Genomic DNA, 14,006 nt, shown 5'->3' with positions numbered 1-14,006 from the left:
GCGCCCAGCCCCGTGGCCGAGAACCCCGGCGGGTGACCGTGCGCCCTGGCCGGTGGCTGAGCGCCCAGGCCGGTGGCTGCCGGCCACGGCCGGGGTCGGCGGTCACCGGCCGCCGTCTCACATCGGGCGGGGAGCCGGCCGCCGGTCGTCGTGCGGCCGCTCCCGGTCCGGCCGCTCCCGGTCGGACCCGCACAACTCCCCCGTCAGCTCCTTCACCAGCTGCACCAGGTCGGTCGGCCGGGCCGGCCCCCACCAGTCGCCGAGCAGCCCGGCGAGCGACTCCTCCCGGGCGTGCGCCAGACGCTCGGCGGCCTCCAGGCCTCCCTCGGTCAGTACGAGGTCCACGCCGTGACGCTCGCCCAGGTGCCGTTCCTCGACCTGGCGGGTGGCCCCGATGATCACGCTCAGCGGGATGGTGGTGCGCTCGGCCAGCAGGGCGGGCTCCACCCAGCCGTACTTCTTGATCCGCAGCACCAGCCAGCTCGCCGCGGGGTCGAGGTCGCAGCCCGCGCGCTCGGTGATCTCCCGGTAGATCTCGCGCCGCCCCTCGCGGGTGCCCAGCACGGACAGCGCCCGGCACACCTCGTCGTACGAGGACCGCTCGACCGGGTTGGTCGCGTACGTCTCCGTCACGTCGGGGGCCGTGACCGAGCCGCGCAGCCGGTCCTCCTTCAGGAACCAGGCCAGCACGAAGCCGAGGAGGGCGACCGGGGCGGCGTAGAGGAAGACGTCGGTGATCGCGGACGCGTACGCGTGCAGGGCCGCCGGGCGCAGCGTGGCCGGCAGGGCGGCGATGCCGCGCGGATCGGACTTCAGCGTGTTCGCCGACACCCCCGGCGGCAGCGGCACGCCGGTGAAGGCGGCGGTCAGTTTCTCGCCGAGGCGGCCGGCGAAGACCGTGCCGAAGATGGCCACGCCGAAGGAGGCGCCGATGGAGCGGAAGAAGGTGGCGCCGGAAGTGGCGACGCCCAGGTCCTTGTAGCTGACGGCGTTCTGCACGATGAGGACGAGCACCTGCATGACCAGACCGAGGCCCACGCCGAAGACGAAGAAGCAGGCGCTCATCACGGCCGTCGAGCTGTGCTCGTCGAGCTGGTGCAGCAGGAGCAGGCCGATCGCGGTGACGGCGGTGCCCACGACGGGGAACACCTTCCAGCGGCCGGTGCGGCTGACGATCTGCCCGGAACCGGTGGAGGCCGACAGCATGCCGACCACCATCGGGAGCATGTGCACTCCGGACAGCGTCGGCGAGATGCCCCGGACGACCTGGAGGAACGTCGGCAGGTAGGTCATCGCGCCGAACATGGCGAAGCCGACGATGAAGCTGATGACCGCGGAGAGGGAGAACGTGCGGATGCGGAACAGCTTGAGCGGCAGCACCGGCTCGGCCGCCCTCCCCTCCACGGCCAGGAAGGCGAGGACGAGCACGACGCCGACCACCGCCAAGCCGATGATCTCCGGCGAACCCCAGCCCCAGGTGGTGCCGCCGAGCGAGGCGACCAGCACCAGGCAGGTGGCGACCGAGGCGATGAGGAGGGTGCCGAGGTAGTCGATGACGTGCCGCTGCGACCGGTGCGGGATGCGCAGGGCGGCCGCGATCACGGCGAGGGCGACCATGCCGACGGGCAGGTTGACGTAGAACACCCAGCGCCAGCTCAGGTGCTGGGTGAACAGCCCGCCGAGCAGCGGCCCGAGCACGCTGGTCGTGCCGAACACGGCACCGAACAGGCCCTGGTAGCGGCCGCGTTCGCGGGGCGGGACGACATCGCCGACGATCGCCATCGACAGCACCATCAGCCCGCCGCCGCCCAGGCCCTGCAACGCCCGGAACCCGATCAGCTCGGGCATGTTCCGCGCCATGCCGCACAGCGCGGAACCGATCAGGAAGATCACGATCGCGGCCTGGAAGAGCTTCTTGCGCCCGTACTGGTCACCGAGCTTGCCCCACAGCGGAGTAGCGGCAGTCGACGCCAGCAGATACGCCGTGACCACCCAGGACAGATGCTCCAGGCCGCCGAGGTCGCTGACGATGGTGGGCAGTGCGGTCGACACGATGGTCTGGTCGAGCGCGGCCAGCAACATGCCGAGGAGCAGCGCGCCGATCGAGACGAGGACGTTGCCCGGCACCTGCTCGGGCGGGGCCGCGGGGTCGCCGGGCGGGGGTTGGGGGACTTGTGGAGGCCGCGGCGGCCGCGGGGACTGCGACGACGCGGGCATGACCGACGACGGCCGGTCGCCGTCCGGGACGTCGCCCGTCGTCCCCGTCATGCCGGTCCTGCCGTGCCCATCGCCGGCCATGGAGTCCTCCCGACGCTCTCGTGACATCTCCCATCGTCATCGGAGTGTCCCGTTATGGCCTGTTGAGTCCTCCCGGAAGCCGCCATTCCGGGGGGCCTTCAGGGAGAAGGTGTGTGGAGGATCTGCATAATCCTTGGAGTTCGTACGGGAGGGGACCGACGCGTGGAAGAGCGGAAGGGGCATGCCTGCCCCGAATGCGGGGTGCCCCGGGGCACGGACAACACCCCGTCCTGCGCCTGCGGAAGCCGGGCGTCCGACGCTCTCCGCGACGCCCGAACGGCCGAAGCCGCGGCGGCGGAGGACTTCAATCCACTGCGGATTCGGCCGTACGTGGACATCGGGGAGACACCGGCGGAGGCCGGCGCGCTGACCGGGAGCGGCGCCCTGACGGGTGACGGCACCCCGACGGAGGGCGGCGCCCTGGTAGGGAGCGGCCCGCTGAGTGGGGGCGGCGCGCCGGCAGGGAGCGTCCCGGCAGGGGGCACCACCATGCCGGGGGGCGCCCCGGCTGGGGACGGCGGCCCAGCAGGGAACGGCGGGGCCGCCGGATCCGTCGGAGACGCCCGGGTTGCTGGAGCCACCGGAGACCTCAAGGCCGCTGGAGTCACCGGCGATGCCAGGGCCGCCCAAGCCGCGGGAGCCACCGGGGCTTCCGGAGTCATCGGACCCGTTGGGGCCGCCGAGACCGCAAGGGCCGCCCCTGGGGCCACCGGAGTCGCCGGGGAGGAGTCACGGCCCCCCTCCCCCGCGGAGGCCACGATGGCGCTGCGGGCCATCCCCGCGCAGCCGCCGACCCGCACCATCCCACCCGGCCTGTTCGCACCGCCACCGGGCGAACCGAGCGCGGCCGACGTGAGCCTGTTCGACACGGCGACGAAGGCGGACCCGGCGGCCACCCCGGAGCCGATCGCCGGCACGGAGGGCCCCAAGAGCCGGGAGGGCAGCCACCGCGGCGGCCGGCGGACCCGCCCCGCCGTCGTACTCGCCGCGTGCGCGGTCGTGGTCACGATCGTGGCCGGCGCCGGGTTCGCGAGCGGGCTGTTCTCCTACGAGTCGCCGGAGCGGGACCATGCCTCCCGCCAGGTACGGGAGAGCGTGCCGGACGCGTGGGTGGAGACACCCACGGGCTCCGCGCCGACGGCCGCCGCACCGTCGTACGCGTCGTCGACGCCGACGACGGCGAGCGAGTCGCCATCGCCCGGCGCGAACGCCTCACCGTCCGCGTCGGCCTCGGAGTCGGCGACGGCGGAGCCGTCGCCGTCCGGATCGCAGGAGGGTGACGTCACCGGCACGGGGTCGGAGCCGGCCGGGCCGACGCAGACCCCGACGACGATGCGCGCCAGCGCCCCGGCGGCCCCCGCCCCGGTACTGCGCCGCGGCGACCAGGGCTCCGAGGTGACGGAACTCCAGTTGCGGCTCGCCCAGTTGTTCCTCTACCCGGGGAAGGCGGACGGCGTCTTCGGCCGCCGGCTGGAGAAGTCCGTGCGCGCGTACCAGTGGTCCCGCGGTATCGACGCCGACGAACTCGGGGTGTACGGACCGGCGACGAGGGCGCGCCTGGAGTCGGAGACGACGGCGCCCTGAGCCGGGGGCCGGGGGGCCGGGTTGCTGTCAGGCTGATGCCGGCACCCGCGCATGACCCGCGTGGGAACCGGCGCCCCCGGGCGTCCGGGTGCCGCCGCTAGGCCACGTGCAGCCGGACGTTCCCGTCGCCCACGGCCTCGACCCGTACCCGGGTCAGGTCCGGGACGACCGCGTCCGGCCGGTGGAACCCGGCGCGCGGGCCGACGCCGATCACCCGCATGCCCGCGGCGCGGCCGGCCGCGATCCCCGCTCCGGAGTCCTCGAAGACGACGCAGTCGGCCGGCGCGACACCCAGTTCGGCGGCGCCCTTCAGGAAGCCCTCGGGGTCGGGCTTGCTCGCCCCGACGGACTCGGCGGTGACGCGCACGTCGGGCAGGGACAGGCCGGCGGCGGCCATCCGGGCCGTGGACAGGGCCACGTCGGCCGAGGTCACGAGGGCGTGCGGCACCTCGCGCAGCCCCGCGAGGAACTCCGCCGCCCCGGGGATCGGGATCACGCCGTCCATGTCCGAGGTCTCCTCGGCGAGCATGCGCGCGTTGTCGGCGAGGTTCTGCTCCTTGGGCCGGTCCGGCAGCAGCAGCGCCATCGAGGCGTGCCCCTGGCGGCCGTGGACGACCTTCATCACCTCGTCACCGTCCAGCCCGTGGCGGTCGGCCCAGCGGCGCCAGATCCGCTCGACGACGGCGTCGGAATTGACGAGGGTGCCGTCCATGTCCAGCAGGAGGGCGCGGGCGGTGAACACGGCGGTGGCCGTCATCGGCAACTCCAAGACACAGCGAAGGGGGGCGTGGGAGCACGCCCCCGAAGAAACAAGGCGGCCCCGTCCACCGGTCAGGGAAAGCGGACGGGAGCCACTTTGTTTCTCCACGGTACAAAACATCCGGGCATCTGGCCACCGCACCCCGGAGCCGGGGACGGAGCGGCCGAGCAAAGAGGGGCGCAGGGGCGAAGCCCCCGCGGGGTCTGGGGCGGAGCCCCAGGCCGGGACCCTCACCCCACCGAGACGGGCGGGCGGGTGGGCAAATCGAGCCCGCAGAGGGCAGCACCCCCACCTGACTCCGGGGCGGAGCCCCCGTCACGCCACCGCCTCCCACAGGCTCCACACCCCCAGCCCCGCCATCAGCAACGCCGCAACCTTCGTGATCAACGCCAGCGGCACCCGCCGCATCAACGCCTTGCCGCCCACGATGCCCAGCCCCGCCACCGCCCACAGCGCCAGCACCGCCCCCAGCCCCACCGACAGCGGATCGTCGTAACGAGCAGCAAGGTTCGCCGTCATGATCTGCGTGAGGTCACCGAACTCCGCGACCAGGATGAGCATGAACCCCGCCCCCGCGACCTTCCAGAAGGACTGGCCCTCGGGCCGCCGGACGTCCTCCTCACCGTCGCCCTTCTTCAGCAGCAGCATGGCCGCGCCACCGAGGAACAGCACGCCCGTCAGTGCGTGCACGATCCGCTGCGGCAGAAGCGTCAGCACGCTGCCGGCCGCCACGGCCAGCACCACGTGCAGCAGAAACGCGGCGGCGACGCCGGCGAAGACGTACGAGGCCCGGTAACGCGTACCGAGGACGAGCCCCGCGAGTGCCGTCTTGTCCGGCAGCTCCGCGAGGAAGACGACGCCGAAGACGAGCGCCAGGACGCTGAAGGTGATCACTGTTCCTCAATCGGTCGGGGCCACCCCGCCGAGAGTGCTGCGACTGGTGCGACAAGACGCCTCGGCAGGGCAGCACACGGTTCAACCCTGCCGTACGGCACGGGCGTGCACTGCTTACCGAAGGTCTCGCTGGCCGACCTCACTCACGAGGTCCGCCTCCGGGCGCCGGCTCAGCCGAGCTGAGCAGTATGTCGACGGTCCGGCGAAGAGCTACTCCCCTTCCGCGCCCCCATCGTACGCGACCGCCCGCGCGGCCCGGCCGGCACCGAGATCCGCATCACAGCGAACAGCGAGTCCAGCCGCACCCCTTGCTGTGTCATGCACACGTCACTAACTTCTCACCGCACACTCACCCGCCCGCAACACTGCGCGGCGAGCATTCCCTCGCTTCCCCTGCTCACACCCAACGCCCCTCACCTCCAAGGGAGTTCGTATGTCCCGCAGGTTCAAGCTCTACGCGCGTCAACGCCTCAGCATAGTCGCGGCGATCACCGGACTCATAGCCTCCATAGGCCTGTTGAACGGCCCGACCGCCTCCGCGGCCCTCCCCACCCCCGTCAGCGCGGCCACCGCCCGCACCTACCTCGCCTCGCTCACCGTCGCGACGCCGAACCACACCGGCTACGACCGCACCCTCTTCCCGCACTGGATCACCATCAGCGGCAAGTGCGACACCCGCGAGACGGTCCTCCAGCGGGACGGCTCGAACGTCGTCACCGACGCCAACTGCGCGGCCACCAGCGGCAACTGGAAGTCGGCGTACGACGGCGTCACCTTCACCGTCTCCTCCAGCCTCGACATCGATCACGTCGTTCCGCTCTCCGAGGCCTGGGACTCCGGCGCGAGCAAGTGGACCACCGCCCAGCGCCAGGCGTTCGCCAACGACCTGACCCGCCCCCAGCTGATCGCCGTGTCGGCCAGCTCCAACCGCTCGAAGGGCGACAAGGACCCGGCGCAGTGGATGCCGACCCAGACGTCGTACCACTGCACCTACGTCCGCGCCTGGGTGCAGGTGAAGTACTACTACAACCTCTCCGTCGACTCGGCCGAGAAGAGCGCGCTCCAGAACTACCTCGCCGCCTGCTGATCCCCGGCCCTCCCCATCCGCCTCCGTCGCCCCGTACCGCCGCCGTGCCGTACGGGGCGGCGGAGGCCGGCCGGACAGCCGCCGAGGCCTCGGTAATCACATCAACCCCAGTGAAACTTCTGTCACACTTCCGGCGTACGCTGTATGGCTGTTCAAGGCCGCTCCTGCCGCTCCCGCACGACACCGCGGCACGGTCCGCGGTTCACGGGGGTGACGGGGGGAGTTCTCGGTGCTGGAGAGTATGGCGAGGGTGGGGTCACTCACCGGCACTCCATGGATCTACGTCATGGTGGCCGCCTCCGTACTGCTGGATGTGTTCCTGCCGGTGCTGCCCAGCGGCGTGCTGATAGTGACGGCCGCCACGGCGGCGGCCGCGGGCACCGGCGCGGCGACCGGGCACGTCCCGCAGAACGTGCCCGACATCCTGGCCCTGACCCTGTGCGCGGCCACGGCGTCCGTACTGGGTGACCTCGTCGCCTACCGTCTGGCCCGGCACGGCGGGGAGCGTCTGGACCGTGCGATCTCCCGCTCCCGGCGGCTGAGCAGGGCGCAGGAACGGCTCGGCGCGGCCCTGTCCCGGGGCGGCGGCGCGCTGGTCGTCCTCGCCCGCTTCGCCCCGGCCGGCCGCTCGGTGGTCTCCTTCAGCGCCGGAGCGGCACACCGCCGGATCCGGGAGTTCCTGCCCTGGTCCGCGCTGGCGGGCCTGTCCTGGGCCACCTACAGCGTGGCCCTCGGCTACTTCGGCACCCGCTGGCTGGGCGCCGCCTGGCTGGCGACCTGCGTGTCGGTGGCGGCGCTCTTCGCGGCGGGCGCGGGAGCGGCGTACCTGATGCGGCGCCCGCTGAAGCCGGCGGAGGCGTCGTAGGAGAAGGCCGGCGACGGGCGCCCCGCACCCGGCGCTCACCGTCACCCGCCACCCGGCCGCCGTCCCGGCCGTCACCCGGCCCTGGACGCCGCCTGCCCCCGCACTTCCAGCCCCGCCAGCAGCTCCTGCGTGGCCTGCGCGATCACGTCGACCGCCCGGTCGAAGACCTCCTGGTTGTGCGCGGCGGGTGCCCGGAACCCCGAGACCTTCCGCACGTACTGCAACGCGGCCGCCCGTATCTCCTCCTCGGTCGCCTCCTCGGGCAACGCGGGTGGACGCAGTGTCTTGATGCTCCGGCACATGCCCCCAGTGTCAGCACGCCCCGCACCCACCGCGCAAGCGCCCTGCCGCACCATCCTCAGGCGGCGACCTGGCCGAGGGCCGGCATCACGCGGAGCAGCACACCCAGCAGCGCCGACCCGATCGCGGCGACCCGCGCGCCTCCGCGCGGGTGCGGCATCCCGCCGACGGTCCCCAGGGCCACCACGGGCACGACGCCCTGCGCCACCACCACCTGCACGTCCCCGTACCGGAGCGGCCCGACCGCACCGTCCTCCATGGCCGAGACGGCACGGACCGTGCCCCGGCGCCGACATCCGCGTTGCTACTCAAGAGCTCCTGCTCAAAAGCCGCTCCCGCCACCCGGGGCGAACTCGAACACATGAACCCCCCGCATTGCGGTCGCGCGCCAAATTCGAACAGGCGTAGCATTGCGGCGTGGCTACGCGCTATGACTTCCCGAGTGACCTCCTCGCCGGTCAGGAGGAGCTGCACCAAATCCGGGCCGAGCTGTCGGCCCTGCTCAAGCGGCTGCCCTGGTCGGTCGAGCCGCTGGACGGGTTCAGCGACGACGGCGGCTGGCGCAAGGTGGAGCGGCCGGCCTCACCGGGCTGGACACCCGACGAGCAGGCCGCGGTCGAAAAGCTCCGCCGCCGCGAGCACGAACTCGCGGTGTTCGTCAGCACCCACCGCTACTGGTCGGAACTACCCGGCCCGGACTGCGTCACCGCCCGCAGCCACCTGAAACACACCCACGAGCCCCCGGACGAGACCCCGCCCTCGACCGCCTGAACCACGGCACGCTCCTGGAAGTGACATGGGACGCCGAGGGCCGGACAACGGGTTTGCGGGACGGCTCCCCCGGCAAGGTAGGCTGTCCACTCGTCCGGGTGCGTAGCTCAGGGGTAGAGCGCCTGCCTTACAAGCAGGATGTCGGCGGTTCGAAACCGTCCGCGCCCACCGGTTGCAGTGCAGTACGACGAAGGCCCAGGTCCACGGGTGACACCCGGAGATCTGGGTCTTCGTCGTGTCAACGGACCCGGTGCTGCGGGGGTTTACCCCACCCCCCGTCCGGTAGCCCGCCGGATTCTCCGTGGCGGGGGTTCTTTCTACGGTCTTCACAGTGCCGTGGGGGCTCGTCGTCCGTCGTCAGGGGGAGATCGTCATGTCCCGTTCCGTGCCCGCTCGTGTCGCCGCCGTCGCCGGTGTCGTCGTGGTCCTGGTCGCCACGGCCACGGCCTGTGGGGGCTCCGCCGAGGACGACACCAGCCCCGACCGGCGCTCCTTCGCCCTGCACGGGAACACCCTGACCGTCGACTCGGACGACTCGGCGCTGGAGATCGTCGCCGCCGGTTCGGCGAAGGCGGGGACCGTGGGGGTCACCCGCTGGTTCCGTGGGTCCGTGCTGGTCGGGGACGATCCGAGGGTCACCTGGTCCATGAAGGACGACCGGCTGGTGCTGCGGATGAAGTGCTCGGGGGTCGTCGCCGACTGCTCGGCCAAGCACCGGATCGAGGTCCCGGGCGGGATCGCCGTGAAGGTCGAGGACCGCGACGGCAGCGTGCGTGCGCGCGGTTTCAAGGACGCGCTGAGCATCCGTACCGGCGACGGATCCGTGCATGTGACCGACTCCACCGGGCCCCTGGAGCTGCGCTCCGGCGACGGGACCGTACGGGCGGAGGTCTCCTCGCGCCGGGTGCGGGCCACCACCGGCGACGGCTCGGTCCGCCTCGAACTGGCCGCCGTGCCGGACCGGGTGGAGACGAGTTCCGGGGACGGCTCCGTCAGCCTGGTGCTGCCGCACGCCGCGTACCGGGTGACGACGAAGACCGGCGACGGCTCGGTGGACGTCTCCGTGCCCCGGGACGACGCCAGCTCTCACGTGGTGTCCGCGACCACCGGCGACGGAAGGATCACACTTCGTACGGCTGACTGACCGGCCCGTGTGTTCGTCCGCCGCGAATGGGAGAATGACCACACGCATGGCGGACGACAGGAGAGGGATGTGACGGCGACACCGGCGCCCCCCGTACAGCCGCACTCGCCGTATGCACGGCCCCGGCCTCGGAGCGCATGTCCGAGCCCGGCGCGCGCCTCGGCCGCCCGCGACGTCCGTGACGTCCTCGTACTGATGGGCCTGCCGGTGTTCGCCCTGCTCGCGCTGCCGGCCGCCTTCGCGGGCGGCGGCACCCGGCGCTGGTTCGGCGGACGGGCCGAGACCCAGCGGGTCGAGGCGCAGGCCGCCAAGGACGCCGCCGCGGCCGCCTTCTACGAGCTGGACAGCGCCCAGCGCGACCTGCGGATCTCGATCGAGACGATCACGGCCGTCGACGACTCCCCGGACGCCCGCCGCGCGATCGCCGACTTCGAGGCGCTGGGCCGGCGCATCGACGAGGTCAGTCAGCGTTACATCCAGGCCGTCGACGCCCAGGACCTGGACCGCGACGACCTGGAGGCCTCCGTCGCCTCCCGGGCGCGTGTCGACCTGACCGCCGCCAAGGACGAACTGCTGGGCGTCAAAAGGGACCTGGACCGTTTCGGCCGTGGTCTCGGGCCGCTGCTCGGCAAGGCGGAGACCCAACTGGCACGGGTGGCGCCCGCCGTGGAGCGCGCCCGGCAGGCCCTGAGCGCCGCCGCCGGCGCGCTGGACGACGTCCGCGGCTCCGGGCTCGGGGCGGACGACCTGGCCGCCCGGCTCGCCGCGCTCTCCCCCGAGCTGACCAGGCTCAACCAGGGCGCGGGGCAGCACGGCGTGCAGCCGACGCTGGAGCGCGCCGAGCGGGTGGCGCGAGAGGCGGAGGCGATCCGGGCTGACGCGGTGCGGCTGCCGGAGCAGGCCGCCGAGATCGATCACCGGCTGGTGTCGCTGCGCACCCGGGCGCAGGCGCTGAGTACGCGCGCCGGGCAGGTGGAGCCGGTGCTCAGCGAGCTGCGGCGGCGGTTCACGGTCGCCTGCTGGCAGGACCTGCAGCAGGTGCCGGAGCAGGCCGCCGGGAGTGTGCGGGAGGCGGAGGCGAAGCTGCGGGAGGCGCAGTCCGCGCGGGACGCCCAGCGCTGGCCGGACGCGACGGCGCTGCTGTCGACGGTGCGGGCGCTGCTGAACACCACCGACGAGGCGGTGTCGGCCGCCGGGGACCGGCTGCGGCGGCTGAATTCGGTGCAGAAGGACCCGCAGGCGGAGGTCGAGCGGACCCGGTTCGCGATCCGGGACGCGCAGCGGCTGGCCATGTCGGGCCGTACGACGCCGGATCCGCGGCACGCCCGCCCGCTGGACGACTCGGTGGGTCGGCTGGAGCGGGCGGTGGCCTCGCTGGAGGGCCGCCATCCCGACTACTGGCACTTCCTGACGGAGACCGAGGCGGTCCGGCAGACGGTGGCCGCGGTGGTGTCCCGGATCCGCGAGGAGCGGGGAGCCGGCCACTGACGGCCCGCTCCCCGCTCCCGGAAGGCACCGCTCAGGTCCGGTAGGCGTAGTAGTACGCGTCCGGGTAGGAGGCGATGATGCTCGCCACCGACCTGTTGTAGGTGTTGGTGGAGTGGTACGACAGGTACGGCACGCCCTGCGCGGTGCGGGACGTGACGATCATGGAGTGGTCCTTGGACCCGTCCCGGTTGAAGTCCACCTGGAGCACGTCGCCGATGTCCATCTGGTAGACGTTGGCGAGGCTGGTGACCCGCTTGGAGGACAGGGCGAACCAGGAGAACTCGTTGACGCCGACGAACGAGTCCGACTGGATCTCGGAGTTCCCGAACCACTTGTGGAAGTCGTACGTGTAGCCGGGTTCGTGCTTCCAGCCGCCCGCCTTGAGGGACTGGCTGACGAAGTTGGTGCAGTCGCCGCCGGCTCCCGCCCCGTTGAAGTCGGGGTAGTCGGGGTTGTAGTTGTTCCAGTACTTCGTCGCGTACGCCGTCATGGCCTTGTAGTCGTAGGCGCCACCGGAGAGTTTCTTCGGCGCGGCGGGCGGGTTCACGGTGATGGCCGCGCGGGGGGCCGAGGGCGGGTTGCCGTCGTCGGCGACGGTGGCGGCCGTGGTGGAGGCAGCCGGGGCCGCGGTGGTCGGAGCCGCGGTGGTCGGAGCCTGGGTGGTCTGAGCCGCGGTGGGCGCCTTGGTCGAGGCCTTCGCGGTCGGTGCCGTGGTCGACGGCTTCGCGGTGGGCGGCGTGACGACGGGCGGTGCGGCGATCTGGTTGACGGCGACGCCGTCGTCCGTGTCGTGGATGCCGGTCAGCTGCCAGTTGCCCTGCTGGTCGGCCCGGAAGGTCAGCTCGTGGTGGGCCTGGAAGCCGGTGGTCTTCGGCTCGTTGCCGCGGATCTTCCGGTACGTCAGAGTCGTGGTCTCGGTGACGGCGACCTTGGCGTCGCGGCCCTGCACCTGGGTGGCGTCCAGCGACACGCTGGTCTTGGCGGCGCTGTACTTCTCGCCCAGCTTCGCGAGCCGCGCCTTACGGCCGCGCAGTTGGTCCAGGGCGGAGGTCTCCTCGCGCGACTGCGTGCCGGACAGGCGGACCTTGCCGGAGAAGCCGGACGTCAGCCGGTGGTGGCGTCCCTTGCTTCCCGGGGCGTCGTCCACCAGGGCTTGGGTGCGGTCGGTGAAGACCGCGTCGGCCAGCTTCTGGAAGGTGGCCTTGGTGGCCGCGTCCACCGTCGGGTCGTCGGTGACCGCCGCGCCCGCGCTCCAGTTGGGCACCAGCGCCACGCCGGCGACGACCGAGGCGGCCGCCGCCGAGACTATGGTGGCGCGACGCCGTTTACGGCTTAATTTTCTTGATTTCAATGGTGTTCCCCTCTACGCCGGTAGACCTACCGGGCGACGGCATCTTCGCATGCGGTGTGGAGCTGCTGTGAAGTGGGGTCCACAAGCGGAACTCCCCATTTCTACACGTCAGTTGGCCACTGAGGACCAGTCGGGGGACTGGGCCGGGTCCAGGGCGCGCAGCCGTTGCAGCGTCTCCGGTTTCTGGACGTCCAGCCAGTCGGCGAGCTCCCGGAACGAGACGCACTTGACGTCCTTCTTGGTGCAGATGTTCTTGACGACCTGGTCGATGGCCTTCATGTAGATGCCGCCGTTCCAGTCCTCGAAGTGGTTGCCGACGAACAGGGGCGCCCGGCTGCCGTAGTAGACGCGGTTGAATCCGGCCAGGTAGGAGTCGACGGTCTGCTGCTCCCACTGCGGGAAGTTGGCCGGATCGCCCTGGGTCTCGCCGTTGGACTGGTTGTAGAGGAAGTTGAAGTCCATCGACAGGCCCTGGTACTTGCCGTCCTCGTAGGGGAGCATCTGGAGCGGGAAGTCCCAGATGCCCTCCTTCTTCGACGGCCAGATCTGGAAGTCGCCGGGCGAACTGGCGTCGTAGCGCCAGCCGTAGTCCTTGATGGCCTTCAGCAGGTTGGGCTGTCCCTCCAGGCAGGGCGCGCGTCCGCCGGTGATCTCCTTCCTGAAGTCGAAGGGCAGCGGCGGGACGTCGGTGAGGCCGCTGTTGGTCTTCCACTTCTCCGCGAAGGAGTAGAACTGGTCGATCTCGCTCTTCCACTCCTCGACGCTCCAGTCGCCGCCGCCCTTGGCGCCGCAGAAGTGGCCGTTGAAGTGGGTGCCGATCTCGTTGCCGTCCTCGTACGCCTTGCGGAGCTGCTCCAGGGTGGTGCCGATGTGGTCCACGGTGGCGTAGTCGATGGCGGCGGCGCCCGCCGAGTGCTGAGGCGGGTGGTAGAGGTCCTTCTTGGCCTTGGGCAGCAGGTAGATGCCCGTGAGGAAGAAGGTCATGTGGGCGTCGTACTCCTTGGCCAGCTCCCGGTAGTGCGAGAACAGGCGGTCGTCGCCCTCCAGGGCGCCGTCCCAGGAGAAGACCACGAACTGCGGTGGCGTCTCGCCGGGTTTGAGCGGTTTCGGCTTCCACTCGGCCTGCTGCGGGCCGGTGTAGGAGGTGGAGCCGTCGCCGAGCACCCGGACCTTGCCGTCCCACTCGGGCTCCTCGGCCGCACCGGACGGGGAACCGACGTCCTCGGGGCCGCCCCTGGAGCCGCCCCTGGAGCCGCCCTTGGAGCCGGCTTTGGCGTCCTCTCTCTTGGATCCCGCGGACGCGGTCGGCGCGGTCGAGTCGGCACGGGTCAGCGTCAGGAACCCCGCCACCACGGAGGCGACGACCAGCAGGGCGGCCAGGGTCAGGAACTCGGGGCGGGTGGCGCGGCGGGGTGCACGGGCCTTGCGTCGACGGCCGGTTGACTTCATGGGGGGGCTCAATCT

General features: G+C 71.9%; 13 protein-coding genes and 1 tRNA gene. 7 read left to right on the top strand and 7 right to left on the bottom strand.

The window, feature by feature from the left end:
* Positions 1-117: 117 nt before the first annotated feature.
* A complete protein-coding gene (locus tag ACWEK3_RS22185; protein WP_453250420.1) occupies positions 118-2,082 on the bottom strand; it encodes an MDR family MFS transporter in 1,965 nt (654 codons plus the stop codon).
* Positions 2,083-3,057: 975 nt separating this feature from the next.
* Between ACWEK3_RS22185 and ACWEK3_RS22180 the strand changes: the two genes are divergently transcribed.
* Entirely contained in the window at positions 3,058-3,882 is an 825-nt protein-coding gene (locus ACWEK3_RS22180) for a peptidoglycan-binding protein (protein ID WP_453250404.1), read from the top strand.
* 97 nt (positions 3,883-3,979) lie between these two features.
* Here the strand turns inward: ACWEK3_RS22180 and ACWEK3_RS22175 are convergent, their stop codons facing one another.
* Together ACWEK3_RS22175 and ACWEK3_RS22170 are read right to left on the bottom strand one after the other, a co-directional pair.
* Positions 3,980-4,639, bottom strand: a complete 660-nt coding sequence (locus ACWEK3_RS22175; RefSeq protein WP_361408948.1) for an HAD-IA family hydrolase — start codon at positions 4,637-4,639, stop codon at positions 3,980-3,982.
* Positions 4,640-4,957: 318 nt separating this feature from the next.
* Complete coding sequence (locus tag ACWEK3_RS22170) at positions 4,958-5,536, bottom strand: TMEM165/GDT1 family protein (protein ID WP_453250403.1); 579 nt, start codon at positions 5,534-5,536, stop codon at positions 4,958-4,960.
* Positions 5,537-5,969: 433 nt separating this feature from the next.
* Here ACWEK3_RS22170 and ACWEK3_RS22165 point away from each other — a divergent pair, with 433 nt between their 5' ends.
* Both ACWEK3_RS22165 and ACWEK3_RS22160 read left to right on the top strand, forming a co-directional pair.
* Positions 5,970-6,623 (top strand): HNH endonuclease family protein, encoded by a 654-nt coding sequence (locus ACWEK3_RS22165; protein WP_453250402.1) that lies wholly within the window; start codon positions 5,970-5,972, stop codon positions 6,621-6,623.
* Between the two features lie 241 nt (positions 6,624-6,864).
* A complete protein-coding gene (locus ACWEK3_RS22160; RefSeq protein WP_376550257.1) occupies positions 6,865-7,488 on the top strand; it encodes a DedA family protein in 624 nt (207 codons plus the stop codon).
* Positions 7,489-7,559: 71 nt separating this feature from the next.
* Here ACWEK3_RS22160 and ACWEK3_RS22155 read toward each other — a convergent pair whose 3' ends face one another.
* Together ACWEK3_RS22155 and ACWEK3_RS22150 are read right to left on the bottom strand one after the other, a co-directional pair.
* A complete protein-coding gene (locus ACWEK3_RS22155) occupies positions 7,560-7,790 on the bottom strand; it encodes a DUF2277 domain-containing protein (protein WP_361408938.1) in 231 nt (76 codons plus the stop codon).
* A gap of 56 nt (positions 7,791-7,846) precedes the next feature.
* A complete protein-coding gene (locus tag ACWEK3_RS22150; protein WP_450546403.1) occupies positions 7,847-8,047 on the bottom strand; it encodes a hypothetical protein in 201 nt (66 codons plus the stop codon).
* A gap of 158 nt (positions 8,048-8,205) precedes the next feature.
* Here ACWEK3_RS22150 and ACWEK3_RS22145 point away from each other — a divergent pair, with 158 nt between their 5' ends.
* From ACWEK3_RS22145 to ACWEK3_RS22130, 4 genes are all read left to right on the top strand, one after another.
* The gene (locus tag ACWEK3_RS22145; protein WP_453250401.1) at positions 8,206-8,559 is read left to right on the top strand and encodes a hypothetical protein; all 354 of its coding nucleotides are present in this window, start codon (positions 8,206-8,208) and stop codon (positions 8,557-8,559) included.
* 96 nt (positions 8,560-8,655) lie between these two features.
* Positions 8,656-8,727 (top strand) — tRNA-Val (locus ACWEK3_RS22140).
* A 205-nt stretch (positions 8,728-8,932) separates the two neighbouring features.
* Positions 8,933-9,703, top strand: a complete 771-nt coding sequence (locus ACWEK3_RS22135) for a DUF4097 family beta strand repeat-containing protein (RefSeq protein WP_453250400.1) — start codon at positions 8,933-8,935, stop codon at positions 9,701-9,703.
* Between the two features lie 69 nt (positions 9,704-9,772).
* The gene (locus ACWEK3_RS22130; RefSeq protein ID WP_450546407.1) at positions 9,773-11,191 is read left to right on the top strand and encodes a hypothetical protein; all 1,419 of its coding nucleotides are present in this window, start codon (positions 9,773-9,775) and stop codon (positions 11,189-11,191) included.
* 31 nt (positions 11,192-11,222) lie between these two features.
* On the opposite strand, the gene ACWEK3_RS22125 is transcribed toward ACWEK3_RS22130, so the two are convergent.
* Complete coding sequence (locus ACWEK3_RS22125; RefSeq protein ID WP_453250399.1) at positions 11,223-12,464, bottom strand: amidase domain-containing protein; 1,242 nt, start codon at positions 12,462-12,464, stop codon at positions 11,223-11,225.
* Positions 12,465-12,650: 186 nt separating this feature from the next.
* On the bottom strand, positions 12,651-13,991 hold the full coding sequence (locus ACWEK3_RS22120) for a hypothetical protein (RefSeq protein WP_453250398.1): 1,341 nt from the start codon (positions 13,989-13,991) through the stop codon (positions 12,651-12,653).
* Positions 13,992-14,006 lie beyond the last annotated feature (15 nt).

This window comes from Streptomyces sp. NPDC004721 (assembly GCF_053601495.1).
Note: the sequence above shows the minus strand (reverse complement) of the source record. Positions and strands in the feature narration are given on the sequence as shown.